Annotated in this window: 23 protein-coding genes and 1 tRNA gene; 6 read left to right on the top strand and 18 right to left on the bottom strand. The window is 69.4% G+C overall.

Features of this window, described 5'->3' with window-relative positions:
• Positions 1 to 42 precede the first annotated feature (42 nt).
• The 4 genes from BKA24_RS07455 to BKA24_RS07440 form a co-directional block, all read right to left on the bottom strand.
• Positions 43 to 294: a hypothetical protein gene (locus BKA24_RS07455; protein ID WP_184216624.1), complete on the bottom strand. Its 252-nt coding sequence runs from the start codon at positions 292 to 294 to the stop codon at positions 43 to 45.
• Between the two features lie 11 nt (positions 295 to 305).
• Entirely contained in the window at positions 306 to 1076 is a 771-nt protein-coding gene (locus BKA24_RS07450) for a hypothetical protein (protein ID WP_184216622.1), read from the bottom strand.
• Positions 1077 to 1279: 203 nt separating this feature from the next.
• On the bottom strand, positions 1280 to 3028 hold the full coding sequence (locus tag BKA24_RS07445) for a DUF2075 domain-containing protein (protein WP_184216620.1): 1749 nt from the start codon (positions 3026 to 3028) through the stop codon (positions 1280 to 1282).
• Positions 3015 to 3389 carry a nucleotide pyrophosphohydrolase gene (locus BKA24_RS07440; RefSeq protein WP_221417295.1) on the bottom strand — a complete coding sequence of 125 codons (375 nt, stop codon included), beginning with the start codon at positions 3387 to 3389 and terminating at the stop codon, positions 3015 to 3017. Before BKA24_RS07440 ends, BKA24_RS07445 begins: the two co-directional genes overlap by 14 nt.
• A gap of 65 nt (positions 3390 to 3454) precedes the next feature.
• Here BKA24_RS07440 and BKA24_RS07435 point away from each other — a divergent pair, with 65 nt between their 5' ends.
• The gene (locus BKA24_RS07435; RefSeq protein WP_184216618.1) at positions 3455 to 4534 is read left to right on the top strand and encodes a type I restriction endonuclease; all 1080 of its coding nucleotides are present in this window, start codon (positions 3455 to 3457) and stop codon (positions 4532 to 4534) included.
• On the top strand, positions 4509 to 4913 hold the full coding sequence (locus tag BKA24_RS07430) for a hypothetical protein (RefSeq protein ID WP_184216616.1): 405 nt from the start codon (positions 4509 to 4511) through the stop codon (positions 4911 to 4913). The genes BKA24_RS07435 and BKA24_RS07430 overlap by 26 nt, the downstream gene beginning before the upstream one ends.
• Positions 4914 to 4933: 20 nt before the next feature.
• On the opposite strand, the gene BKA24_RS07425 is transcribed toward BKA24_RS07430, so the two are convergent.
• From BKA24_RS07425 to BKA24_RS07385, 9 genes are all read right to left on the bottom strand, one after another.
• Positions 4934 to 5006 (bottom strand) — tRNA-Leu (locus BKA24_RS07425).
• A 128-nt stretch (positions 5007 to 5134) separates the two neighbouring features.
• On the bottom strand, positions 5135 to 6547 hold the full coding sequence (locus tag BKA24_RS07420) for an FAD-dependent oxidoreductase (protein ID WP_184220586.1): 1413 nt from the start codon (positions 6545 to 6547) through the stop codon (positions 5135 to 5137).
• Positions 6548 to 6567: 20 nt separating this feature from the next.
• Positions 6568 to 7866 carry a S8 family serine peptidase gene (locus BKA24_RS07415; RefSeq protein WP_184216614.1) on the bottom strand — a complete coding sequence of 433 codons (1299 nt, stop codon included), beginning with the start codon at positions 7864 to 7866 and terminating at the stop codon, positions 6568 to 6570.
• Positions 7863 to 8336 carry a DUF501 domain-containing protein gene (locus tag BKA24_RS07410; RefSeq protein WP_184220583.1) on the bottom strand — a complete coding sequence of 158 codons (474 nt, stop codon included), beginning with the start codon at positions 8334 to 8336 and terminating at the stop codon, positions 7863 to 7865. Before BKA24_RS07410 ends, BKA24_RS07415 begins: the two co-directional genes overlap by 4 nt.
• A gap of 84 nt (positions 8337 to 8420) precedes the next feature.
• On the bottom strand, positions 8421 to 8930 hold the full coding sequence (locus BKA24_RS07405) for an FtsB family cell division protein (RefSeq protein WP_184216612.1): 510 nt from the start codon (positions 8928 to 8930) through the stop codon (positions 8421 to 8423).
• Positions 8931 to 8970: 40 nt separating this feature from the next.
• Entirely contained in the window at positions 8971 to 10251 is a 1281-nt protein-coding gene (eno, locus tag BKA24_RS07400; RefSeq protein WP_184216610.1) for a phosphopyruvate hydratase, read from the bottom strand.
• A gap of 136 nt (positions 10252 to 10387) precedes the next feature.
• Positions 10388 to 11053 (bottom strand): O-methyltransferase, encoded by a 666-nt coding sequence (locus BKA24_RS07395; RefSeq protein ID WP_184216608.1) that lies wholly within the window; start codon positions 11051 to 11053, stop codon positions 10388 to 10390.
• A gap of 254 nt (positions 11054 to 11307) precedes the next feature.
• On the bottom strand, positions 11308 to 12300 hold the full coding sequence (locus BKA24_RS07390; protein WP_184216605.1) for a DUF1648 domain-containing protein: 993 nt from the start codon (positions 12298 to 12300) through the stop codon (positions 11308 to 11310).
• Positions 12290 to 12646, bottom strand: a complete 357-nt coding sequence (locus BKA24_RS07385; protein ID WP_184216603.1) for a GntR family transcriptional regulator — start codon at positions 12644 to 12646, stop codon at positions 12290 to 12292. Before BKA24_RS07385 ends, BKA24_RS07390 begins: the two co-directional genes overlap by 11 nt.
• A gap of 64 nt (positions 12647 to 12710) precedes the next feature.
• On the opposite strand from BKA24_RS07385, the gene BKA24_RS07380 reads away from it, so the two are divergent.
• Positions 12711 to 13961, top strand: coding sequence for an APC family permease (locus BKA24_RS07380; RefSeq protein ID WP_343066011.1), 1251 nt, complete (start codon positions 12711 to 12713; stop codon positions 13959 to 13961).
• Here BKA24_RS07380 and BKA24_RS07375 read toward each other — a convergent pair.
• The 5 genes from BKA24_RS07375 to BKA24_RS07355 all read right to left on the bottom strand — a co-directional run bounded on the left by BKA24_RS07375 (position 13945) and on the right by BKA24_RS07355 (position 18889).
• Positions 13945 to 14748 carry an SGNH/GDSL hydrolase family protein gene (locus BKA24_RS07375; protein WP_184216599.1) on the bottom strand — a complete coding sequence of 268 codons (804 nt, stop codon included), beginning with the start codon at positions 14746 to 14748 and terminating at the stop codon, positions 13945 to 13947. The genes BKA24_RS07380 and BKA24_RS07375 overlap by 17 nt on opposite strands.
• A 240-nt stretch (positions 14749 to 14988) precedes the next feature.
• Entirely contained in the window at positions 14989 to 15444 is a 456-nt protein-coding gene (locus tag BKA24_RS07370) for a YdeI/OmpD-associated family protein (protein ID WP_184216596.1), read from the bottom strand.
• 55 nt (positions 15445 to 15499) lie between these two features.
• Positions 15500 to 16756 (bottom strand): histidine--tRNA ligase, encoded by a 1257-nt coding sequence (gene hisS / locus BKA24_RS07365; protein WP_221417535.1) that lies wholly within the window; start codon positions 16754 to 16756, stop codon positions 15500 to 15502.
• Positions 16757 to 16976: 220 nt separating this feature from the next.
• Entirely contained in the window at positions 16977 to 17786 is an 810-nt protein-coding gene (locus BKA24_RS07360; protein ID WP_184216592.1) for a MazG nucleotide pyrophosphohydrolase domain-containing protein, read from the bottom strand.
• Positions 17744 to 18889 (bottom strand): Na+/H+ antiporter NhaA, encoded by a 1146-nt coding sequence (locus BKA24_RS07355; RefSeq protein WP_184220580.1) that lies wholly within the window; start codon positions 18887 to 18889, stop codon positions 17744 to 17746. Before BKA24_RS07355 ends, BKA24_RS07360 begins: the two co-directional genes overlap by 43 nt.
• 94 nt (positions 18890 to 18983) lie before the next feature.
• Between BKA24_RS07355 and BKA24_RS07350 the strand changes: the two genes are divergently transcribed.
• The 3 genes from BKA24_RS07350 to gdhA all read left to right on the top strand — a co-directional run bounded on the left by BKA24_RS07350 (position 18984) and on the right by gdhA (position 24842).
• The gene (locus BKA24_RS07350) at positions 18984 to 20432 is read left to right on the top strand and encodes a basic amino acid/polyamine antiporter (protein WP_343066009.1); all 1449 of its coding nucleotides are present in this window, start codon (positions 18984 to 18986) and stop codon (positions 20430 to 20432) included.
• A gap of 82 nt (positions 20433 to 20514) precedes the next feature.
• A complete protein-coding gene (locus BKA24_RS07345; protein WP_184216590.1) occupies positions 20515 to 23184 on the top strand; it encodes a phosphoenolpyruvate carboxylase in 2670 nt (889 codons plus the stop codon).
• A gap of 299 nt (positions 23185 to 23483) precedes the next feature.
• Positions 23484 to 24842, top strand: coding sequence for an NADP-specific glutamate dehydrogenase (gene gdhA / locus BKA24_RS07340; protein ID WP_343066008.1), 1359 nt, complete (start codon positions 23484 to 23486; stop codon positions 24840 to 24842).
• Positions 24843 to 24960: the final 118 nt, after the last annotated feature.

The following is a 24960-nucleotide window of genomic DNA, read 5'->3' as shown; positions in this document are numbered from 1 at the left end:
TGCCCCCGACAATCGTTGCTACTTCGGAAGCTCGCCCGCGACTTAGTCCCGCGGCGAACGGTCGCGACGGTTGGCGACGTGCCGGGCCGATAACTGGAGTAGCGGGCGGATCGCACCTCGCGCCGCTGTCGCCAGGTCGTAATCGCTGTGCAGGTCGCCGCCGCCCCGGCCGCGCACGAATCCGACCGTCCAGCCGTCTGCATCTGGCTCGAACGTTATGCCGAAACCCTCTTGCTCGCCGAGGGCAATTAGCTCGCCCACTGCGCGTAGCGTTTCATCATCGAAGTTCGCCAAGGAATACCCTCCTATTCTGCGTCACGCTTCAGCATCTGTGCCGTGCGCACGACCATTACGGTCGCTTGCGCAGCTGCGAACGCGTCAACGTCCGTGATGTCTCCATGAGTGACCTTCTGAGCCAGGTCCCACACGGCCCTCATCGTGGAGCGCAGCTCCGCCTTGTCACGTCCGCTCGCGAACTTCGCGAGGAACAGATCGAACCACGCCTTCGCGTCTGCGCCCTTCGGTGGTTCCTGCCCCTCAGGCACGATGGTTGGGTCCGCGATCAGCTTGCTGAAGTCAATCAGAATCTCCCGGCTGCGTCGCCCTACGTCTTGCCAGCCGTCGCGGTCTCGTGCGCTGGAGTACTCCTCGACGAGACCTGCGATTCGGCCATTGAGGTTTTGCCACGTCGGCGTGTCATCGCCCGCGGCGGGGTCATGGATGCCGCCGCGAGCTTCGATCTGGTCGAGCCGAGTGAGGGCGTTCTGCGTCAGTTCGCGAACGTAGCTCCGACGCTCCTGGTATGTCGCGAGGTTCTGGGAGTAATACCCATACCAGTCCCAGAGCCCATCCCAGGGGAACGGTGGCGGGAGTCCAAGGCGTCGGAAGTTCGCGTTTAGTGTGCGCGTGTCTCGCTGCCACCGCGAATCCACGTTCTGTATGCGCTCGCCGCCAGTCCCAACGGCGACGATCGTGTTTGCCTGCGCCTGAAGTAGCTGTCTGAGCGTGGCGATGTCTACGGCGGGAGGGGTCTCGCTGCGGCTGGGATCGAACAGGCCGTCTATCGCGTCGGTCACGCACCCCATCTTGGCGGACAGGCGCGACACAGCGATTGGCGCATTCCACACCCGCAAGCGGGTCGTCGAGCGGGCCGCGCGACTGATGACAACTGCGGCTGCGCACGAGACCGCGTTCTGCGCTCGCATAGCCGGCGCGCAAGGAAGCCCGGCTACGGTCGCTCCTCTGACGCAGTGTTGCGATCGGTTGGGTTGAATTGGATCTACTGCTTCGCCTCGGCCAGAGCGCGCTCGACATATGCCCGCAGCTCCGGATCGCATACGTAGACGTAAGTTCCGCGGATCCCCCGCGTCAGCAGCACCCCATAGATGTTCCGGATGAACTCAAGCAGGTCGCCGTCGGAGTAGACGATCCCCAGCTGCTTGTTGTTCTCCTTGCCCTTCGCGTCGCGGTACGAGTCCCGGTCGATGTAAAGCCGGCCCGCTACTGAGTCGTAGCGCAGGTCATTGCCGATGATGACGCCCGCGTAATTCAGGTCGTACCCCTGCACGGTGTGGATCGAACCGACCTCGTCAATCGACCCGGGGCTGCTGATCCAGTCCTTCGACTGACTGTTCCAACGCAACTGCAGCCCGTCGAGCTCGATATCGAAGGCCATCTTGTCGCGATTGCTCTTCCAGTCCCACGCGTAGCCAGCGATAAGACGAGCAAGTCCGTGCTCGGCGTTCCGGGCGAAGATCTCCGCGCGCATCTCTGCCAGGTTGTCGAAGAGCCGAAGGTCATAGTCTCCGAAGTCCGGGCGACCGCCGGACTCCGCTTCGCCACGAAGCATCCCCCGGACGAATGCGACGTAGTCGGCGCCCGCGTGCACCCGCATCTGCGTCGCGAGCGGGTAGCGGCGATGCTGAGCTCGAGCATCTTCGGCAAGCCCGCGAAGGATCGCCTGCGGCAGATCCGCCGGGCGCACCGTCTGCTCGACATCGAGGAGGTAGATCTGATGCGCGCTTTGCGCTCGGATCCAGTCCAGCTGAGTCTTCACGGGATCGTCGGCCCCGAACAACTTCTCATTGCTGATGATGAAGCGCTTGTTGTTGACGCCGGACGACTGGTTCGCCCGCTGATTCAGCCGGTGCGTCTCATCCACGATCAGGATGTCCCAGCGCGTATCCGACGTCCCGACATCGAACGGGCTGAGGATCTGCTCCGGGGCGATCTTCGGCGTCTTCTTGAACACCCGCTTGATTGACTCACGAAGCGACTGCTGTGGAACGACGAAGCCAATGCGAAGGTCGCGGAGCAGCTCCCGATTCTCGGGCACAAAGAACTCGGCGAACATCGAGTCCGACTCAATCTCGTCAGCGTCGCTGTAGTCGCGGATGTCCGCGAGCAGCTTCATCAAGAAGATCGCAACGATTGTCTTGCCAGTACCGGGATGCCCCTCGATCACACTCGACGACGGTGTGCCAGCCGCAAGATCCTCGAGCAGACCCTCGACGATGTCCTCGACAGCGACTGCTTGCTCAGGTGTGAGCACCTTGAACGGTGACAGCTTAAAGAGATCGCTATTCTCGATCTCCGGAATCGTCCGCTGGAAGATCCCCTCGGCGCGCAGCTGCTCAAAGATGTCACGAAAGCTCTCGCGGTAGACGTCGCGCTCGTAGTAGCGCGCGTCGATGATCCCTTCGTTGCCGTTCATCACCGTGAACTGCCCATCCCCCGCGAGCCATCGGATCAGGTGCGACTCGAGGTCCAGACACGCCGACTTATTGAAGGTCTCATCGAACACGACGCGAACGCTCCGTAGCCCATCCTTCGCGGGGTTGGCGAGATGCTGCTTCATCCTCGAAGCCGCGTTGACGGTCTCACCGACATAAACGGATGCTGCACCCTTCGCCTCGCCGCCATCGATCACGTATACGACGGGCCAGTTTCTGCGACGCTCGTCTCCGCGAGCCCATTCCTTGAGAGCAGGCTGCGAAAAGGTCAGCTGCTCGATCTCAAAGGGCGTCATACTTCGCGCTCCGCCCCTTCGCTCGATCAGCCGGGTACTTACGCTCGGTGATGGCCAGCTTCTCGAGGACGATCTGGTCAAGGTCGACACCGAGCCGCATGGCAAGCAGTGTGCAATAGGTCACGACGTCAGCAAGCTCTTCTCGCACGCGTGACGCGTCAGCGTCATCACCCCACTGGAAGCATTCGAGCAACTCGGCAGCCTCGATGGATACGCTCTTCGCAAGGTTGACCGGCGTGTGAAACTGCGCCCACTCCCGCTCCTCGACGAACGAACTCAGGGCCTTACGCACGCGCTCACTTGTCACGAGTGCGACCGTATCAGGGCGGATCGCGCAGCAACGCTCCACGGGTCCGCCCATGCGAAGCATCTCTCCGATACGCTCGGGCCTATTCACGCACATTCGATGCGATCCTGGGGGAAACGATGGAGTTTGTGGACCGTCTCGCCGCGTTGGCGGCGAAGGTGAAGAACCAAGCCGAGGCAATCGGTACCGAAGAGGCGACGAAGAACGCATTCGTTATGCCATTCATCTCGACGATCCTCGGCTATGACGTCTTCGACCCACTCGAGGTCGTCCCCGAGTTCACAGCCGACGTTGGCACGAAGAAGGGCGAGAAGGTCGACTACGCCATCGTGCGCGATGGCGAGGTGCAGATCCTCATCGAGTGCAAGCCCTCCCTCGGCCAGCTCAAGATCGAGCACGCGTCCCAACTGTTCCGGTACTTCTCGGTGACCAACGCGCGCCTCGCCGTGCTGACGAACGGTGTGGTGTGGCAGTTCTACACCGACCTCGATGCGCCGAACCGAATGGATGCGAAGCCATTCCTCGTGCTCGATCTGCTCGACATCGACGAGACGCTCATCGCCGAGATTCAGAAGCTCAGTAAGGAGAGCTTCGACCTCGATTCGATCATCAACGCGGCGGAGGAGCTCAAGTACGTCGGCGCGCTCAAGCGTGAGATCGCGGCACAGTTCCGTGAGCCGTCCGACGAGTGGATCAAGTTCTTCACCACTCGCGTGTACGACGGTTCCTTCACGCAGCGTGTGCGGGAGCAATTCACCACGCTCGTCGGCAAGGCATCAAAGCAGTTCCTCACCGAAAGTGTGAACGATCGCCTCAAGACCGCGCTTGGCGCCTCCACTCCCCTCTTGGTCGCAGAGGAAGCAGTCACGAGCGAGCCCGTCGTAGCGCTCGACCTCGATCGCGACACAGAGATCGAGACCACCCTCGAGGAGCTCGAGGGTTACCAGATCGTGAAAGCGATCGCGTGCGGCGAGGTGAAACCGAGTCGAATTACGCAGCGTGATGCCAAGAGCTACTTCGCGGTACTCCTCGACGACAACAATCGGAAGCCGCTCGCGCGCCTCCACTTCAATTCGAAGCAGAAGTACCTGGGCCTGCTCGACGAAGAGAAGAACGAGACCCGTCACGCGATCGAATCCCTCGACGAGATCTACCAGCACGCTGACGCAATCCGTGCTGCTGTTCGTCGATACCTATAGAGGGGTCGGGATGCCGTCGATCCATTCCTCGCCAACGCCGGCTACGCCGAGCCTGACGCCGCCGGAACCTGCCACATCTAGTGACAACGCGGTCGCCATTGAAGCTGACGACGCCACCCTCAGGCTGATAGCTGACGCGGACGCGATCACTCACGGTGTGTGTTGTCGCGACGCCGAGTGGCGCATCACCTTCTGTGGCGCCGAGGAGGACACACTCAACATGGCAGCAGAGAACTACTGCTCTATGTGTGCTGAGGAGATTCTTCGGCTCCTGCCGAATGCATTCGAGAATGACCCCTTCATCTGCCCGAAGGACCACAAACCGTGTCCCCCGCTGTTCGAGGTGGAACTTCGGGTCATGAAGGAGATCAACAAGTAACTCGAGCCAAAGTCGTGTTGTACCCCCGCTGGGACTCGAACCCAGACTGAAGCGATTTTAAGTCGCCTGCCTCTGCCATTGGGCTACGGGGGCCCTCCGCCAGCGTAGCCGCCAGCCGCGGGCGAGCCGGGCCGCAGCGCGCGCTCACCCAGGCGGCATCCGCGGATCAAACGACGAACCCCGCCGGCCACAAGGGCAGGCGGGGTCCAATCGAGCGTGAGTCAGGCCTTGGCAGACTCGCCAGCGGTCGGAGCGTTCTCGCCGGCGACGCTCTTCGGCTCGATGGCGGGCGCGGGGGCAGCCTCGGGCGCGGCCGGACGGGGACGAGCGGCGAACTCCTCGAACACGTAGCGGGGGTTCTGCAGCGCCTCGAGCGAGACGTTGTCGCGGCCCAGCCACAGGTTCTGCCACCAGTCGCCCACAACACGGAACTTGCGCTCCCACGACGGCATCGCCAGGCCGTGGTAACCACGGTGCGCGATCCAGGCGAAGAAGCCCTTGATCGCGATGCCCTTCGACTGGAACACACCGTTGTACAGACCGAGACCCGCGACTGCACCGAGGTTGTGGTGGATGTACTCGCTGGGCACCTCGCCGCGCAGCACGGCCGTGAGGTTCTTCGCGAGAAGCTTCGCCTGACGCACGGCGTGCTGAGCGTTCGGCACGCAGTAGCCGCCCACACCCTTACCGGTCAGGTCGGGAACAGCAGCGACGTCACCGGCAGCCCAGGCGCCCTCGACGATCTCCTCGGGCGTACCCACACGCAGGTCGGCGCGCGCACGGATGCGGCCACGCTCCTCGACGGGCAGGTCGCTGCCGCGGACGACGGTCGGGTTCGCCATGACACCGGCGGTCCAGATGATCACATCGGTCGGGATGACCTGACCGGTGGAGAGCTCGACGTTGCCGTCGACAGCACCCTTCACCTGGGTGTCGAGGTGCACGTTGGCACCGCGCTTGGCGAGGTCCTTCAGCACCCACTCGCTCGTCTTCAGCGACACCTCGGGCATGATGCGCCCCATCGCCTCGATGAGGTGGAAGTGCGTCTCCTCGAACCCGATCGTCGGGTACGACTTCAGCAGCGCGCTCGCGAACGCACGCGTCTCGGCGAACACCTCGATACCGGCGAACCCTCCACCGACGACGACAACGGTCAGCAGGCGATCGCGCTCAGGCCCGGGAGGCAGGTTCGCGGCGCGGTCGAAGTTCGTGAGGATGCGGTCACGGATCGCGACGGCCTCTTCGACCGTTTTCAGACCGATCGCGTTCTCGGCGATGCCGGGAATCGGGAAGGTACGCGACACAGCGCCGGCGGTGACGACGATCTGGTCGTACGTCTCCTGCCACGGCTCGCCGACCTCGGGCGTGACCGTCGCCGTCTTGTTCGCGTGGTCGATGCCGGTGACCTTCGCGACCACCACGCGGGTGCGCTTCAGGTGACGGCGCAGCCCCACGACGACGTGACGAGCCTCGATCTCACCCGCAGCCACCTCGGGGAGGAACGGCTGGTACGTCATGTACGGGAGCGGGTCAACGATCGTGACCTCGGCCTCCCCCTTGCGAAGGTGCTTCTCGAGCTTCCACGCGGTGTAGAAGCCTGCATAGCCTCCACCGACGACCAGGATCTTGGGCACAGTGGTAGTCACGAGTCGGATTACTCCTTGATTGGGCGGCTCGGCGAACGCGAGAGGCGTGCCGACTTGATGCGACGGGCAGCGGCGGTGACCCCGAGCACGACAAGTATAGACCCCAGGCTCAGCGCCACGAGCGGCACCGTGCCGTACCGCAGCGTGTCCGCACTGGGCAGCAGCGCCGATCCCGCCTCGGTCGGCGGCTCCGCCTCGGGCAGGGGCGCAACCGTCGCGGGAGCGGTCGTCGGCGTCGGTGCCGACGGCGCATCCGCGCGCCGATACAGCCGGATCCACTCCGCCAGATCACCCATCGGGTTCTCCGACACCGCCGGCACCGACCGCGACACCGCCGCCGCCGCGTTCACCGTGCCGTAGCCGTACAGCGCACTCGGAACGGTCCGCTGCGCCGCCGCTGGATCGGCCGTCTTGATGATGCGGTTGATGACGTTGGCGGCATCCAAGTCGGGATGAGCCGACCGCACCAGCGCGGCGATCCCCGCGACCAGCGGCGCAGCCCCACTCGTGCCCTCCCAGATGACGAGGTCGCCGTTGGCCGACAGCCCCAGCAGCTCCTCACTCGGGGCCGACACACCGATGGTGATCCCCTGAGTGGATGCCGAGTTGCTCGCCCGACCTTCGCGATCCACACCGCCCACGGTGAGCACCCCGGGGATGGTGGCGGGCGCGCCGACCTCTTCTGTACCGCTCTGGCGGTTGCCGGCCGCGACGATCACGACGACGTCGTTCTCGGCGGCGTAGAGGAAGGCGTCATCCCACTTCGGGTCCCAGTCGAGGGTGTTCGTCGTGAAGGAGAGGTTGATGACGTCGGCCCCGTGATCGACGGCCCAGCGCATCGCCTCGGCGACCTGATCGACGAACGGCACGGTCGCGTCGTCGGTGAACCCGACCGACAGCGACAGCAGCTCGGCGCGGGGCGCGACGCCCACCATGCCCTTGCCGCTCCCGGTCCCCCGCGCCGCGGCGAGCGAACCCACCCAGCTGCCGTGATCGGAATCGGAATCGCCGATCGGCGTGCGCCCGTCGGGCGTGCCGATGCCGGAGAAGTCGGCGCCGCCCACGACGGCATCCTTCATCTCGTCCGCGCCCTCGCCGATGCCGGTGTCGATGACGGCGATCGTGGTGCCCTCGCCCCGCGTGGTCTTCCACGCCGTCTTCACGCCGTACTCGTCGAGCCAGTACTCCATGTTGCGGATCGGATCGACCTGCGGCTCAGGATCGGCGGTCGGCGTCGGCGCGGCGGCACTCAACAGCACCGATGCCGCCACGACGGCACCGGCGAGCACGGCGCGCCGGAACCTCATCCGGTCGCCTCGCGCGGTTCCGCACACGTGCAGCGCTCCGGCGACCAGGTGCCGCGGGCCAGCGCGAGATCGCCGATCGGGTTCACGCCGGGCCCCGCGGCGAGCGAGTGGGCGGCGAGAGCGTGCAGGCACTTCACCCGGGTCGGCATCCCGCCGGCCGAGATGCCCTCGATCTCGGGCACCTCACCGTGCACGGCACGATCGGAGAGGTAGGCCGCGTGCGCGCTGGCGTACTGCGAAGCCACGTCTTCGTCGCCCTCGAGCAGCTCGGTCAGCTCCCGCATGACCTGCGTCGCCTCGAGCGCCGACATCGCCGCCGTCGCGCCCGGATGCGTCAGGTAGTAGAACGTCGGGAACGGCGTGCCGTCGGGCAGCCGCGGCTCGGTCGCCACGACCGTCGGGTTGCCGCACACGCACCGCGCCGCGATGCCGACCACACCGCGCATGGGACGCCCCAACTGCGCACGCATCGTGTCGTGGTCGGCGTCGGTCGCGGGTGTGAGGGTCGGATGAGGCACCGCTCAAGGGTACCCGGGCGCGGCATCCGCTCGCGGTCAGCCCGACGTGACCGACCGCGCCAGCCCCGCCTCGGTCACCGAGCGGAGGAACTGCGTCATCCAGTCGGTGCGCGTCTCTTCGACATCGTCACTGACCGGCTCCTGCTCCGGGGCGAGGATGCCGCCGGGCACGTCATCGGCGATGAGGTACACGACCTCGCCGGGACGCATGTAGTACAGCCGCTCCCGCGCCTGCGCCGTGATGTACGACTCGTCGCGCCAGCGCTCGCGCTCGGCTTCGAGTTCGGCGACGTCATCGTGCGTCGCCTCGACCGCCTGCTCGAGCGCGGCGATCTGCTGCCGCTGCTCGACGTACGTGCCGATCGTGGGGACCAGGACGAACGCCGCGAGGACGACGAGCCCCAGCATGATGCCCATGAACCCCGACACGCGGACACCGCCGACCCAGTCGCCGACATCGACGCGCTTGCGCGCGGCATCCGCTCGTCTGGTCTTCCCGGGGGAACCGCCGGAAAAACGAGGAGAGGGAGCCGATGGTCTGTCCATGGCTCCCCCTCTCGTCAGGATTTCAGTGCTGCGTTACGCCTCAGGCGGTGAAGCGCGGGAAGGCTGCGGCGCCGATGAACTCGGCCGCTTCTCCCAGCTCCTCCTCGATGCGCAGAAGCTGATTGTACTTCGCGACGCGCTCGCTCCGAGCGGGCGCGCCCGACTTGATCTGACCCGAGTTCACGGCGACCGCGAGGTCGGCGATCGTGGTGTCCTCGGTCTCACCCGAACGGTGCGACAGCATCGTGGTGTAGCCCGAGCGGTGCGCCAGGTCGATCGCGTCGAGCGTCTCGCTCAGCGTGCCGATCTGGTTCACCTTGACGAGCAGCGAGTTCGCGGCACCGCGCTTGATGCCGTCGGCCAGGCGCGACGGGTTCGTGACGAACAGGTCGTCGCCGACGAGCTGCACCTTCTTGCCCAGACGCTCGGTGAGGGCGGTCCAGTTCTCCCAGTCGTCCTCGGCGAGCGCGTCCTCGATCGTGACGATCGGGAACGAGTCGACCAGGTCGACGTAGTAGTCGGTGAGCTGCTCGGCGGTCCAGTCCTTGTTGTCGAGGCGGTAGACACCGTCGTTGAAGAACTCGGTCGCGGCGACGTCGAGGCCCAGGGCGATCTCGGAGCCGGGCGTGAAGCCGGCCTTCTCGATCGCCTTCACCAGGAACTCGAGGCCCTCGCGGTTGCTGGGCAGGTCGGGGGCGAAGCCTCCCTCGTCGCCGAGGCCCGTCGCGTAGCCGGCCGACTGCAGCTCCTTCTTCAGGACCTGGTACACCTCGGCACCCCAGCGGAGCGACTCCGAGAAGGTCTGCGCACCGATCGGCGCGAGGAAGAACTCCTGCATGTCGATGCCGTTGTCGGCGTGCTCGCCACCGTTGATGACGTTGAACAGCGGCACGGGCAGGACGCGCGCGTTCGGGCCGCCCAGGTAGCGGAACAGCGGCAGGTCGGCGCTGTCGGCCGCGGCCTTCGCGACGGCGAGCGAGACGCCGAGGATGGCGTTCGCACCGGTGCGCGACTTGTTCTCGGTGCCATCGGTCTCGATGAGGATCTCGTCGATGATGCGCTGCTCGCTGGCGTCGACGCCCTCGATGGCCGGGCCCAGCTCGTCGATGACGGCCTGGACAGCCTTCAGCACACCCTTGCCGCCGTAGCGGGTCTTGTCGCCGTCACGCAGTTCGTACGCCTCGAACGCGCCGGTCGATGCGCCGGAGGGAACGGCTGCGCGCTGGACGATGCCATCGTCGAGCAGCACCTCCACCTCGACGGTCGGGTTGCCGCGCGAATCCAGAATCTCGCGTGCGCCTACTGCCTCGATCAATGCCACGGGGGTTTCTCCTTGCTCGTGGGGGTGAAACGGGAGCGTCTTCGATCCGCTCCCGAGTCTAGTGATGCGCAGGATGCCGCACAGGACGGGCGTCGGGTTGTTGCGGCGTTGTTCGGCTCGGGGTCAGACGACGAGTTCAGACGACGAGTGCGAGAGCGATGCCGTCCCAGCCCTTGCGGTCGAGGGTCTGCAGCGCCGTCGCGTCGAAGCGCGGGTCGTCGCGGAGCATCTCGAGCCCCGCGCGCACGCCGTCGACCTGACTGTTCTCGCCGGGGACGACGACCAGGCCGCTGCGCACGACATTGTCGACCACGACGACGGTGCCGGGGTGGCCGAGCTTCGCGGCCCAGTCGAGGTAGAGGGTGTTCGACTCCTTGTCGGCGTCGATGAAGACGAGGTCGAACGGCTCCTCGGTGGTCAGGGTCGGCAGCACGTCCTCGCCACGCCCGACGCGGATGTCCACGCGGTCGCCCACGCCCGACCGGTCGAGATTGCGGCGTGCGACCTCCGCGTTGTGCGGCTCCGCTTCGATCGTGACCACCGCGCCGTCGGCGGGCAGCGCCCGGGCGAGCCAGATCGTCGAGTACGCGCCGAGCGTGCCGACCTCGAGCACCCGCTTCGCCCCGCTCATCCGGGCGAGCAGGTGCAGCAGCTTGCCGTTGAGCGGCGCGACCTCGATCTCCGGCATCCCCTCCTCCGCGAGGGAGGCGACCGACGCCCGCAGCGCCTCATCCTCCGCCACGAGCATCTCCGTCAGGTACGCGTCGACGTCGTTCCAACGGTCAGCGGTGGGGTGCGTCATGGCATCCATTCGACTGCGGATGCCGCGGTGCGGTCAACCGGCGATTCAGGCGCGGTGCGTGAATGCAATGGATTCGAGCCGACACGCCGGGGGTCGGCGGGCGGATGCCGCGTGTCGCGCGGCATCCCTTGCCATCTGTTCGCGGGGAGTTGTGCACAACGGCGGACCCGGTGGGGCGCCACGCCGGCCCGGGGCATCGGCGCGCGGCGTGTCGCGGTGCGCGGTCCGCCGCTGTGCACGGCGAGCGGGGGTGACTAAGCCGAGCGGCGGGCGGCGAGCGCGGCCAGGAGCGCCGTCGCGGTCGCGGCGTCGTCGACGGTCACGGTCACCGAGCGGCCGTTCGTGCGCTGCACGCGGATGCCCTCGCCCGCCCGGAGGACGACGCCGAGGCTCCCGCCGGGACCCCACCGCAGCCCCCAGCCGCCGAACTCCGCCATCGGCGAGACGTTCACGACCTCGGCGGACACGATGTCCGCGACGGGGACGGCGACCCGCGGCCAGCCGACAGCCGACGTGGCCGTGAGGCCGTCGGCATCCACTCGCACGTGGAAACGGCTGCTCGCGACGACCATGATCGCGAGGAGCACGGCGATCGCTCCGGCGAGCAGCGTCGCCCACGTCGACGCCGTCAGCACCGCGACCATGACGGCGACCGCGACCGTGAGGGCGACCGCCGAGGCGAGCACGACCCGCCCCGCGGGAGCGACCGTGACGGCCTGCGTCCATAGGACGCGCTCCCCCGGTGCGAGCGGCAGGGCGTCAGGCGTGTGGGTGGCGACGGGATGCCACGGGGCGTGCGGCTGCAGCATCCATCCGACCGCGCCGACGGCGACACCCGCGAGCAGCGAACTGACCACGACGAGCGCCGGCAGCTGTGCGTCGGCACCGCCGACCTGGAGAACGAGGGTCCACGTCATGAGGGTCGACAGCAGCACGGCGACGCCGAGCGCGACCGCGCCGAGCAGACGGTAGGCAGCGCCGTGCTCGCCGCGACGCAGCGAGCGGAACGCCACCCCGAAGAGGACGGCGGGCAGGCCGAGACCGAGGACGGCGGTGAATACCGGGACGGTCCACGCCGGGCTGAAGCCGTCGGGGGTGCCGTCGAAGCCCCAGTGCGTGGCGACGACGCCCGGGAGGCTCGGGAGAGCAAGCGCCTGGATGACCACCGCCGCAGCGACGACGATCGCGGGGAGGATCAGCGCCACCAGGGTGAACCGGGAGCGGACGCGGGCGAGGTCAACGGCCATGAGCGGCCTCCTTCACGAGAGCGGACAGGGTGTCGGCGGAGACGCCGACGGCGGCGGCCTTGGCCACGAGGGCTTCGATGTCGTCGCGCAGGCCGGACAGGGCCGCGGCATCCGCGACGACGACAGCTCCGCGACCACGGCGGAGCTCGATCAGTCCCTCGTCGCGGAGGTCCTGGTACGCGTGCAGCACGGTGTGCAGGTTGATCTGCAGGGACTGCGCGATCTCGCGCGCGGAAGGCAGGCGCTCGCCGACGGCGATGCGCCCCGACGCGATCTCGGCGCGGACGGCGCGGGTGACCTGCGTGAACAGGGGTTCCGGGCTGCCGGGATCGATGCGGATGAGCATGTCGCTTATTCTAGTGGTTATAGAACAATGTCGCGAGTTCTTCTCGGCTGGGTACGCTTCGCCCGTGAGCTCCCCCGCCCTGCAACGCCGACTCGGGCTGCGCGACGCCGTGTTCCTCGGCCTCGGATCCATGATCGGCGCGGGCGTGTTCTCGGCCTTCGCCCCTGCCGCGGATGCCGCCGGCGCGGGCCTCCTGCTCGCGCTCGCCCTCGCCGCGGTCGTCGCGTTCGGCAACGCGACCTCGACCGCGCAGCTCGCCGCCGTCCACCCCACCTCGGGCGGCGTCTACGCCTACGGCCGCGCCGAACTCGGACCGTGGTGGGGATACGCCGCAGGCTGGGGCTTCGTCATCGGCAAGACCGCGAGCTGCGCGGCGATGGCGCTCACCGCGGCGGCCTACCTCGCGCCAGCCGGCTGGGAGCGGCCGGTCGCGGCCGTGGTGGTCGTCGCGCTGGTGACGGTGAACCTGTTCGGCATCACGCGGACCGCCCTCGTGACCCGCGCGCTCGTCGTCGTCGTCTTGGCCGTGCTTGCGGTCGCGGTCGTCTCGATCGGTGCCGGCGCGGCCTCGTCAGAGGATGCCGTCGGGTTCGACGGCCTCTTCGAGGGCGGCGTCTACGGGACCCTCCAGGCCGCGGGCCTGCTGTTCTTCGCGTTCGCCGGGTACGCCCGCATCGCGACGCTCGGCGAAGAGGTCCGCGACCCGCAGCGCACCATCCCCCGCGCGATCGTCCTCGCCTTCGCCGGCGCGCTGGTCACCTACGCCGTCGTGGCAGTCGCCGTCCTCGCCGCGCTCGGGCCGGACGGCCTCGCCGCATCGGCCGCGCCGATCGCCGACGCCGTGGCGCAGGTCGGAGCGACGTGGGCGGTGCCCGTCGTGCAGGTCGGCGCGGCCGCGGCATCCCTCGGGGCACTGCTCGCCCTCATCGCCGGCATCGGACGCACCACGTTCGCGATGGCGCGCGAGGGCGACCTGCCACGCGCGCTCGCCGCGGTGCACCCGCGGTGGCACGTGCCGCACCGGGCCGAACTCGCGCTCGGCGCGGTCGTCGTCGCGCTCGTGCTGCTCGTCGACCTGCGCGGCGCCATCGGCTTCTCGTCGTTCGGCGTGCTGCTGTACTACGCCGTCGCAAACCTCGCCGCGTGGCGACAGCGCGGCGAGGCGCGGCGGTACCCGCGGGCGCTGCAGGCGATCGGGCTGGTCGGCTGCGTCGTCCTCGGCTTCACCCTCCCCTGGCAGGCCGTCGTCTCCGGGTTCGGCGTCGTCGCCGTGGGGCTGGTGCTGCGGGCGGTGCGGGTCAGCCGTCGGGCGTGAGCGCCGCCACAAGCTCGGGAAGCAGGGCGTCGGCGGTGCGGCGGTAACCGAGCGCGCTCGGGTGGAACCGGTCGAGGCTGAACATCCCGTCGGGGTCGATGAGGAAGAACGGGCCCACCGCACGGCGGAGCGACACCACGCGCGCGCCCGCAGCCTCAGCCTGCACCGCCTGCGCGGCGGCGAGCTGCTGCGACACCCGCGACCCGATCGAGCGCAGCGGCTGAGGCACCGCGCGAAGCGCGCCGAGGTCGGGGCACGTGCCGACGACGACCGCCGCTCCCCTGCCCCGCATCCGGGCGACGGCGGTGCCGAGGTGGGATGCCGCCGTCGCGACCGGCACGCGGTGGGTGACGTCGTTGCCGCCGACGACGATGACCGCTACGTCGGGGTGGTAGTCCGCCGGCAGGTCGTCGATCTGCGCGTCGAGGGTCGAGGATTCGGCGCCGACGACCGCCGCGGTGCGGAGGCGGACCGGCCGCTGCAGCTCGGCCGCGAGCCCTTTCGCGAGCCGCCCGCCGAGCGTGTCCTTGCGCCGGTGGGCGCCGAGGCCCGCGGCGATGGAGTCGCCGAGCATCACCAGGTCGACCGGCTCCCCCGGCAGGGCGCTGCGCCACACCCGGTCGGCGTCGAGCGCGTCCTCGCCCAGCGGCTTGCCGATGCGGCGCCGCGCGATCGCCGCCTGCCGCTGCAGACCGAGCCGCGCCCCGAAGAGCAGTGCACCGCCGAGGGCCAGGACGGCGGCGGCGGGTCGTAGCAGCGGAAGGGAACGGCGTGCTCGACGAGCCATGCCCCCAGCCGACACCCCGGCGGTGAACGGCGGGTGACGCGGGAGGCGGGCGCGGGGTCGCGGCGGTTGGCGCGGGGTCGCGGCGGCCGTGTGCACAACGGCGGAGCCGGGCGGGCGACACGCCGGGGTCGCGATGCCGCGGCCGGCGCGTCGCGGCGGCGCGTCCGCCGTTGTGCACAGCGGGACGCGCGGGTGACGTGCGGGACGCGGGTGACGCCCGGGACGCGGGTGACGCGCGGATCAGTTGGTGCCGGGGGCGCGCAGCTGGTCAACGGTCGCGGCGATGCGCTTCTCGCGGGTCTCCGGGCGCTTCGCGTCGGCGACGGCACGGGCCAGCTCCTTGCGGCGCGACGGGGCCAGGGCGTCGAACGCGGCCTGCACCTGCGGCTCGGCGGCGAGCGCCGCGGCAAGCTCGTCGGGAACGTCGACCTCGCGCGCCGACGTGTCGAGCTCGATCGTGGCGTCCACCTCGTCGCCGATCTCCACCCCGAGCTCGGCGCGTGCCGCCTTCGACATGCCGACCAGGTTCTTGCCACCCATCACACCGAGCCGCAGCCGGGCGGTGCGGCCCGCGATCGTCACGGTCACGGCGGCACGTTTGCCGCCGCCGAGCTCTTCGACCTGGGCGTCGGACAGCTCGATCGACGTCGCCGGGCCGTTCTTCGGGAGGACCGTGTGCACGTGCAGCGTCGCCATTCTCCGCACGCTATCAGCGCGGCATCCGCCCGGCGAGAGGTGCCGCGAGATCGGCTCAGCCGAGCGGGCGGACCTCGAGCGACTCGGCCGACTGCCCGGATGACACGGTCGCGAAGCCCGTGTACCCGTCGGCGCCGGCGCGCTCCAGCAGCGCCTTGAGGTTCTTCGTCCGCTGCTCGAGCCGCACGCGCGCGCCCTGCGCGACGAGCGCCGCCTTCAGCGCGGCCAGCTCCGCGACGGGCACGTCGCGATCGTGGACGAGCACGACGGCGGATGCCGCGTCACCGGCATCCGCTCCGACGAGGTCGACGAGCCGTTCGAAGCCGATCGAGAAGCCGACGGCCGGGACGTCCTGGCCGAGGAAGCGGCCGATCATGCCGTCGTAGCGCCCGCCACCGCCGAGCGAGTACGACACCGACGGGTGCGCGAGCTCGTAGATCGTGCCGGTGTAGTAGCCCATGCCGCGGACGAGGAACGGGTCGAACGTCAGCGGAACGTCGCTCTGGCCGCGCGCGGCGGCCACAGCCTCGCCGATGCCGACCAGGTGCGCGACGACCTCGTCGTCGACGCCCTGGGGCAGCGCCTTGCGGATCTGCGCCTCGCCGTACGGGAGGTACTCGCGGGTCTGCGGACGCCGAAGGAACGCCTCGAACGCGGCGACGGCCGCCTCGTCGGCACCGCGGTCGCGGAGCTCGGCGACGACACCGTCCGGGCCGACCTTGTCGAGCTTGTCGATCGTGATCAGCACGCCCGGACGCGCCTCGGGCGAGAACCCGAACACGTCGAGCATCGCGTCGAGCGCGCGACGGTCGTTGATGCGGATCGTGCCGCCCTCCAGCCCGAGCGCGTCGAGCACGTCGAGGCTCGCGACGAGCAGCTCGACCTCGGCCCGCGGGGTCGCGTCGCCGATGATGTCGATGTCGCACTGCACGAACTGGCGGTAGCGGCCCTTCTGCGGACGCTCGGCGCGCCAGACCGGGGCGATCTGGATGGCGCGGAACACGGCGGGCAGCTGGCCACGGTTCGTCGCGTAGAACCGGGCGAGCGGCACGGTCAGGTCGTAGCGCAGGCCCAGGTCGGAGAGCTTCGCGGGGTCGTCGGCGGCCTCGCGGATGCCGTCGGCGTCGAGGCCGCGGCGCAGCACGTTGAACGCGAGCTTCTCGTTGTCGCCGCCGATGCCGGCGTGCAGCCGCTCGTAGTCCTCGACGACGGGCGTCTCGATCTCGTCGAACCCGTGCGCGCGGTAGCGGTCGCGGATGACGGCGAGCACGCGCTCGCGGCGGGCCTTGTCGGCGGGGAGGAAGTCGCGCATGCCGCGCGGCGGGTTCACGGATGCCACCGGACCATTGTTCCAGGTCGCGCGGCGGCGGCGTTCTCCGGGGGTTCGGGAGGCGGCATCCGTGTGACCGCGAGACAGCAGTGGGAGCCCGAGACGTTGGTCTGGTGTCAACGTCTGGGGCTATGGGTGCTGTCTCGCGGTCGGGTGGCGGGTTCGGGAGGCGGAGCGCGGGAGGCGGAGCGCGGGAGGCGGGTCAGGGGCGCTCGGCCGCGCGGATGTTCTCCTCGAGGGCGCGGAGGCGTTCGCGGAGCGCGCGCTCCGCGTCCCAGCCGTGCTCGCGCGCGCTCGCGACAAGGGCGAGGAGCGCGTCGCCGAGCTCGGCCTCGGACCGCGGCATCCGCTCATCGTCATGCCCGCGAGACAGCAGTGGGGACCCGAGACCTTGGTCCGATGTCGACGTCTCGGGCTGTGACTGCTGTCTCGCGGTCACAGGCTGCTGTCTCGCGGTCACAGGTGCCGCGGCCCCGACCTGGCGGGCCTTGCCGAGGAGCTTCTGGGCGAGGGCGAGCGACGGCATGTGGTGCGAGACGCCGTCGAGCACGCTCGTGCGCGTGCGCTTCTCGGCCGCCTTCGCGGCGTTCCAGTGCACAAGCACCTCTTCGGGCGTCGTCGCGACCGCGTCGCCGAAAACGTGCGGATGCCGCCGCGTCATCTTCTCGGTGAGAGTGGATGCCACGTCGTCGATGTCGAACGCGCCCTCCGCCGCCCGCGACGCGATCTCGGCGTGGAAAAGCACCTGCCACAGCAGGTCGCCGAGCTCCTCCCGGAGATCGTCGCGCGTTCCCGCCTCGACGGCGTCGACCAGCTCTGCGGCCTCCTCCTCGAGGTAGGGCACCAGCGCGCGGTGGTCGATCTGCTGCGTCCACACGCAGCGATCGCGCACGGCGCGCATCGTGTCGGCCGCGGCACGCAGCGGATCGACCGCGGGCGCAGGGTCAGCGGCGCGCGGCGCTCCCCCGCTCAGGTCGCGGGCGTCGTCAGGGCGAGGCGTCGATGGTGCCATGCCCGCAACGATACGAGGATCGCGGCCACCAGGAGCGAGATCGCCGAGCCCGCGAGCACGCCGAGGGTGGCCTGGTCGCGGGTCGCGGCATCCACCGAGAACGCCAACTCCGACATCAGCAGCGACACGGTGAACCCGATACCGCCGAGGGCTCCGGCCGCGAGCAGATCGCCGAACGCCAGCCGCGTGCCGCCGAGGAACATCGACAGCCACCCGGCGAGGGTGATGCCGACGATCTTGCCCACCGGCAGCGCGAGCGCCACACCCCAGAAGGCGGGCGAGAGCTCGGTCGGCGACACCTGCGGGATCGCGACGAGCGATGCCGCCAGCGCGAACACCGGCAGGACGATCGCGTTCACCCACGGCTCCAGCGCGTGGCGGGTGCGCAGCGCCGGCTGCTGGTACATGACGAGCCCCAGCGCGACGCCCGCGATCGTCGCGTGCACGCCCGACTCGTGGACGAAGAACCACACCGCCAGAGCCACCACGACCATGAGCACCGCGATCGCGCGTGTCCCGCGCCCGCCCAGCTGGCCACTCAGCAGCCGGAACACGACGAGCAGCACGACCGCCGCGCCGAGCATGAGCAGGTCAACGTCGCTCGTGAACAGCACCGCGATGAAGAGGATCCCCACGATGTCGTCGAGGATCGCGAGGGCCAGCAGGAACACCCGCAGCCCCGACGGCAGCCCCTTGCCGAACACCGCCAGCACACCGAGGGCGAACGCGATGTCGGTCGCGGTCGGGATCGGCCATCCGGCAGCCGTCTCACCGCTCCCCGCGATGATCAGATACACCGCGATCGGCACGAGCACGCCGCCCGCGGCGGCGATGATCGGCTGCAGCGCCTTGCGCGGAGAGTTCAACTGGCCGTTCGTCAGCTCGTACTGCAGCTCGACAGCCGCGACGAAGAAGAACACCGCAAGCAGACCGTCGGCGATCCAGTGCCCGACCGAGAGCGTGAACACCCCCGGGATGCCGACGTACGCCCCCTTCACGGCGGCGGCTGCATCGGCCGCCGGAGAATTCGCGAGGACCAGGCCCAGGGCGGCGGCGATCAGGAGGAGGAGCGCGGGGAACCGCGCAGAGCGGAGGAGTGTCACGGAGGGCCTTCCGGGGTCGGCGAACGGATCACCGACCAGACTTCCCGGCACACCGGCATCCATTCTACCGGGCCGGCGAACGTAGGCTGGGAGGGTGAAGCCCGCTCCCCCCGCGCCGGGCGCCACCTCCCCGCAAAGCTCCACGCGCGTGTCGATGTTCACGCTCGCGACGTTCGTGATCGGGTCGATGGTGGGCGCCGGCGTGTTCTCCCTCCCCGCAAATTTCGCCACCGCCACCGGTGGCGCCGGTGCGCTCATCGCCTGGGCCGTCGCCGGCGGCGGCATGCTCATGCTGGCGCTCGTGTTCCACCGACTCGCGATCCGCCGCCCCGACCTCGACGCCGGGATCTACAGCTACGCGAAGGCGGGGTTCGGCAACTACGTCGGCTTCTTCTCCGCTTTCGGGTACTGGGCGTCGGCGTGCGTCGGCAACGTCTTTTACTGGGTGTTCATCATGTCCACCCTCGGCGCGGTGTTCCCCGGGCTCGGCGCCGGCGACACCGTGCTCGCCGTCGCGCTCTCGTCGGTCGGTATCTGGCTGTTCTTCCTGCTGATCCGCCGGGGCGTGCGCGAGGCGTCCGCGCTCAACCGCGTCGTCAGTGTCGCGAAGACGGTGCCGATCCTCGTCTTCGTCGTCCTCTGCCTCACGGTCTTCGACCCCGCCGTGTTCGCCGCGAACTGGTCGGGCGGAACCGGCGAGGGCCTGTTCGAGCAGGTGCGGGCGACCATGCTCGTCACCGTCTTCGTGTTCATCGGCGTCGAGGGCGCGAGCGTCAACTCGCGTCACGCCCGCCGGCGCTCGGACGTGGGACGGGCGACCGTCCTGGGCCTCCTGAGCGTGCTGTCGGTGTTCGCGTCGGTCACGATCGTCTCGTTCGGTGTCATGCCCCGTGACGAAATCGCCGCGCTCCGCCAGCCCTCGATGGCGGGAGTCCTCGAGCACGCCGTCGGCGGCTGGGGCGCGGTCCTCGTCGGCGCAGCACTCGTCGTCGCCGTCCTCGGCGCCTACCTCGCCTGGACCCTCATGGCGGCCGAGGTCCTCCTCTCCGCCGCGCGATCGGGCGACCTGCCCGCCTTCCTCCGCCGCACGAACGCGAAGGACACGCCCGTCGGCGCCCTCACCCTTTCGTCACTCCTGGCCCAGGTCATGCTCGTCGTCGTCCTCGTCGCCGACGACGCCTTCAACGTCGCGCTCGAACTGACGAGCGCGCTCGCCCTCATCCCGTTCTTCCTGTCGGCCGCCTACGGACTGAAGCTCGCCCTCACGGGTGAGGGGTACCGACGCGGTGAGGGTCGGGCACGGGATGCCACGATCGCGGCGCTCGCAACCGTGTACACCGCCTTCCTCCTCTGGGCGGCCGGCCCCACCTACCTTCTGCTGTGCCTGGTCATCATCGTCCCCGGGACGGTGCTGTTCGTCCTCGGGCGACGCGAGCAGGGCGCCCGGGTCTTCCGGCCCGTCGAATGGGTGCTGTTCGCCCTCGCCGCGGCCGGCGCGGTGACCGCCGCCGTGCTCCTCGTCACCGGCGCCATCGTCCTCTGAGAGCGGGAGCGCGCGGCCCCGGATCCGTTCGCGCGGCGTCATGTGGAAAAGCGGCACCCCCGCGCCGGGCTACCGTGGACGAGTGCACGAACTGACCCACACCGAAGCCATCGATCTCGTCGGACGGTACGAGGCGGAGCAGGAGATCCCCGAGCAGATGCGCGCCGACGTGCGCGCCCTCGGATCGCTGCTCGGACGCGTCCTCCGCGAGAGCGGATCGCCCGGGCTCTTCGACGACGTCGAACGCCTCCGGGTCGCGACGATCCAGGCGTACACCGATGAGACACCCGAGGCGTTCGCCCGGGCGGCATCCATCGCCGACGGCTTCACCCTCGAACGCGCAGAAGAAGTCGCACGCGCCTTCACCGCCTACTTCCACCTCGTGAACCTCGTCGAGGAGCACCAGCGCGTGCGGATCCTCCGCGAGCGCGGCGGGCGCGTCGAGTCCGCCGACGCCGCCGACTCGATCACCACCGCCTACCGTCGGCTGTCGGAGGAGATCGGCGCCGAGGCCGCACTCGAGCGCTTGCAGGGACTCCGCTTCCACCCCGTCTTCACGGCGCACCCCACCGAGGCCCGCCGTCGCGCGGTGTCGTCGAGCATCCGACGCCTCGCCGAACTGCTCGGCGAGCGGGATGCCGCGGAACCCGACAGCGTCGACCAGCGACGCACCGAGCGGCGGATGCTCGAGGAGGTCGACACGCTGTGGCGCACCGCGCCGCTGCGGCCTGAGAAGCCCTCTCCCACCGATGAAGTCCGCGCCGTCATGGCGATCTTCGACGAGACGCTGTACACCGCCGTCCCCCACGTCTACCGCCGCATCGACGACGCCCTGCAGGGCGACGACGCCGGCGCACGCGCCCCGATCGTCCGGCCCTTCGTCCGCATCGGCTCGTGGGTCGGCGGCGACCGCGACGGCAACCCGTTCGTCACCGCGAAGACCACCCGCAAGGCCGCCGCCATCGCCAGCGAGCACGTGCTCCTCGGCCTGGAGCGCACCGCCAACCGGGTCGGTCGTACCCTCACCCTCGACGCCGAGTCCACCCCGCCCAGCACCGAGCTCATCGCCCTCTGGCACCGGCTGAAGGATGCCGACGAAGACGCGGCATCCGACATCGCCAAGCGCTCCCCCAACGAGCCGTATCGCCGGATCATGCTGCTGCTGGCGCGCAAGATCGCCGCCACCCGCACGCGCGACGCCGACCTCGCCTACCGCGACCCCGAGCACCTCCTCGCCGACCTTCGGACCGTGCAGGACTCGCTCGTGCGCGCCTCCGCCTCGCGGCAGGCGTTCGGTCACCTGCAGCAGCTCATCTGGCAGGTGGAGACCTTCGGCTTCCACCTCACCGAGCTCGAGGTTCGTCAGCACTCGGCCGTGCACCGGAAGGTGCTCGACGAGTTCGAATCCGGCGCGGCACGCTCGGAGCTCGCCGACGAGGTGCTCGAGGTGTTCCGCACCATCGCGTTCCTGCAGGAGCGCTACGGCCCGCGCGCCGCCGGTCGCTACATCGTGTCGTTCACGCAGTCGGCGCAGGACCTCGCCAACGTGCACCTGCTCGCGCGCCACGCCGTCGGCCCCGACGGCGCCGTCCCCGTGCTCGACGTGATCCCCCTGTTCGAGACCTTCGCCGACCTGCAGGCCGCACCCGGCATCCTCGCCGAGATCGTCGAGCACCCCGCCTTCGCCTCGCGACTGGATGCCACCGGTCGCCGCCTCGAGGTCATGCTCGGCTACTCCGACTCGTCGAAGGACGTCGGCCCCGTCGCCGCGAACCTCGCCCTCTACGAGGCGCAGGCGGCCATCTCGGGCTGGGCCGTCGAGCAGGGCATCGAGCTCACGCTCTTCCACGGTCGAGGCGGCGCTCTCGGTCGCGGCGGCGGCCCCGCGAACTCCGCCATCCTCGCGCAGCCGCCGCACTCCGTCGACGGTCGGTTCAAGCTCACCGAGCAGGGCGAAGTCATCTTCGCCCGGTACGGCGACCCTGCCATCGCGGTGCGCCACATCGACCAGGTCGCGGCCGCCACACTGCTGGCATCCTCTCCCTCGATCGAGCACCGCAACCGCGATGCGGCAGAGCGGTACGCCGAGGTCGCGGACGTGATGGATGCCGCCTCCCGCGAACGGTTCTTCTCGCTCGTGAAAGCGCCCGGATTCGCGCCGTGGTTCGCGAAGGTCACCCCCATGGAGGAGATCGGCCTGCTCGCGCTCGGCTCACGCCCCGCACGCCGCGGGCTGTCGGTCGAGTCGCTGGAAGACCTGCGAGCCATCCCGTGGGTGTTCGCGTGGACGCAGGCGCGCATCAACCTCGCCGGCTGGTTCGGCCTCGGGACCGCGCTCGACACCGTCGGCGACGAGGCGAAGCTGCGGCGCGCGTACGACGAGTGGCCGCTGTTCCGGACGCTGATCGACAACGTCGCGATGAGCCTCGCGAAGACCGACGACCGCATCGCGCGGCACTACCTCGACCTCGGCGACCGCGACGACCTCGCGACCCTCGTCCGCGAGGAGATGGCACTGACCCGCGCGTGGGTGGTGCGTCTCACCGGCGGCACCGAGCTGCTCGCGAACCGCCCGGTCCTCGGGCGCGCCGTCAAGATGCGGAGCCCCTACGTCGACGCCCTCTCGCTGCTCCAGCTGCGCGCCCTGCGCGGACTGCGCGCCGCCGAGGGCGGACAGGTCGACCCCGACCTGCAGCGCCTCCTGCTGCTCTCCGTGTCGGGCGTCGCCGCCGGACTCCAGAACACCGGCTGACGTGGCGCGTCGTCAGTCGACGCGGAGATCGTGCGCGTGGCGCGACAGCGCGGCGCCGTAGCGCTCGGTGAGATGCACCATGAGGTCGGGCGTGCGATCGCTCCCGACACGGTCGCGGTCGACCCGACCAGCACATGCGAACCGATGTGCATCGTGACCTCCTGCGTCATTCGTCGCCGTCCTCAGCGAATGGGCGGATGTCATCGACGTCGAGGCCGTCCACGAGCCCCGCTAGGGTGAAACAGGCCGCGTCCCTGCTCGATCACTCCCACTTCGGCGCGCCGGAAAGCTCCACCACCGTGACCGAATCCCTCGCTCCTCTGCCTGCCTCCGTCGACGCGGTCTTCGAGACCGTCACCGCACGCAATCCCCACGAACCCGAGTTCCAGCAGGCGGTGCACGAGGTCCTGCAGTCGATCGCCCCCGTCCTCGAACGTCACCCCGGGTTCGCGTCGGGCGGCATCGTGGAGCGGCTCGTCGAGCCGGAACGCCAGATCATGTTCCGCGTGCCCTGGCTCGACGACGCCGGCACCGTGCGCGTCAACCGCGGGTTCCGCGTGCAGTTCTCCTCCGTTCTCGGCCCGTACAAGGGCGGTCTGCGCTTCCACCCGAGCGTGAACCTGTCGATCATCAAGTTCCTCGGCTTCGAGCAGATCTTCAAGAACGCGCTCACTGGGCAGGGCATCGGCGGCGCCAAGGGCGGCAGCGATTTCGACCCTCACGGGCGGTCGGATGCCGAGATCATGCGCTTCTGCCAGTCGTTCATGAACGAGCTGTACCGCCACCTCGGCGAGCACACCGACGTTCCCGCCGGCGACATCGGCGTCGGAGGACGCGAGATCGGCTACCTGTTCGGGCAGTACCGCAAGATCACCAACCGCCACGAATCGGGCATGTTCACGGGCAAGGGCGTGCAGTGGGGCGGCGCCGAGGTACGCACCGAAGCCACCGGTTACGGTGCCGTCTTCTTCGCCGAGGAGATGCTCGCGGTCCACGGCGCCTCGCTGGAAGGCACGCGCGTCGGCGTGTCGGGGTCGGGCAACGTGGCGATCTACGCGATCTCAAAGGCGCGCCAGCTCGGCGCGGTGCCGGTCACCGCCTCGGATTCGTCCGGGTACGTCGTCGACGATGCGGGGATCGATGTCGACCTGCTGCGGCAGATCAAGGAGGTCGAGCGCGGCCGCATCGCGGAGTACGCGACGCGCCGTCCGTCAGCGCGGTTCATCGAGGGCGCGCGGCCGTGGGAGGTCGCCGTCGACATCGCGATCCCCGCCGCGACGCAGAACGAGCTCGACGAGACGGATGCCGCTGCGCTCATCGCCGGCGGGGTCCGCGCGGTTTCGGAGGGCGCCAATATGCCGTGCACGCCCGGCGCGGTCGCCGCGTTCCAGCGCGCGGGTGTGCTCTTCGGCCCCGGAAAAGCGGCGAACGCCGGCGGCGTGGCGACATCGGCGCTCGAGATGAGCCAGAACGCATCGCGCCAGCGGTGGAGCTTCGACGACAGCGAGGTGAAACTGCGCGCGATCATCGCCGACATCCATCGCGCCGCCTTCGCCGCGGCCGAACAGTACGACCGCGGCGGCGACTACGTCGCAGGGGCCAACATCGCAGGGTTCGAACGGGTCGCGCACGCGATGCTCGCTCAGGGAGTGATCTGACCCGATGAGCGCGCCCTCACGATGTCGACCGTGCCCGTGCAGGTGCTGCTGATCGTCGTGCTCTTCGCAGCCAACGCCTTCGACGTGGCACTGAGCCCACGAGCGCCCTCGCGCTGAT

It is taken from the genome of Microbacterium marinum (assembly GCF_014204835.1).
Taxonomy (GTDB): Bacteria; Actinomycetota; Actinomycetes; order Actinomycetales; family Microbacteriaceae; genus Microbacterium; species Microbacterium marinum.
The sequence above is the reverse complement of the archived record's forward strand: the minus strand, read 5'-3'. Positions and strand labels throughout refer to the sequence as shown.

Coding starts and splice junctions, on each gene's coding strand:
- BKA24_RS07390 (WP_184216605.1), bottom strand. CDS start 12,300: ATGGCCGTTGACCTCGCCCGCGTCCGCTCCCGGTTCACCCTGGTGGCG.
- BKA24_RS07395 (WP_184216608.1), bottom strand. CDS start 11,053: ATGACGCACCCCACCGCTGACCGTTGGAACGACGTCGACGCGTACCTG.
- BKA24_RS07410 (WP_184220583.1), bottom strand. CDS start 8,336: ATGCGTGCGCAGTTGGGGCGTCCCATGCGCGGTGTGGTCGGCATCGCG.
- BKA24_RS07440 (WP_221417295.1), bottom strand. CDS start 3,389: ATGGGCGGACCCGTGGAGCGTTGCTGCGCGATCCGCCCTGATACGGTC.
- BKA24_RS07370 (WP_184216596.1), bottom strand. CDS start 15,444: ATGGCGACGCTGCACGTGCACACGGTCCTCCCGAAGAACGGCCCGGCG.
- BKA24_RS07375 (WP_184216599.1), bottom strand. CDS start 14,748: ATGGCTCGTCGAGCACGCCGTTCCCTTCCGCTGCTACGACCCGCCGCC.
- BKA24_RS07445 (WP_184216620.1), bottom strand. CDS start 3,028: ATGACGCCCTTTGAGATCGAGCAGCTGACCTTTTCGCAGCCTGCTCTC.
- BKA24_RS07435 (WP_184216618.1), top strand. CDS start 3,455: ATGGAGTTTGTGGACCGTCTCGCCGCGTTGGCGGCGAAGGTGAAGAAC.
- BKA24_RS07405 (WP_184216612.1), bottom strand. CDS start 8,930: ATGGACAGACCATCGGCTCCCTCTCCTCGTTTTTCCGGCGGTTCCCCC.
- BKA24_RS07415 (WP_184216614.1), bottom strand. CDS start 7,866: ATGAGGTTCCGGCGCGCCGTGCTCGCCGGTGCCGTCGTGGCGGCATCG.
- BKA24_RS07360 (WP_184216592.1), bottom strand. CDS start 17,786: ATGGCACCATCGACGCCTCGCCCTGACGACGCCCGCGACCTGAGCGGG.
- BKA24_RS07385 (WP_184216603.1), bottom strand. CDS start 12,646: ATGCTCATCCGCATCGATCCCGGCAGCCCGGAACCCCTGTTCACGCAG.
- hisS (WP_221417535.1), bottom strand. CDS start 16,756: ATGCGCGACTTCCTCCCCGCCGACAAGGCCCGCCGCGAGCGCGTGCTC.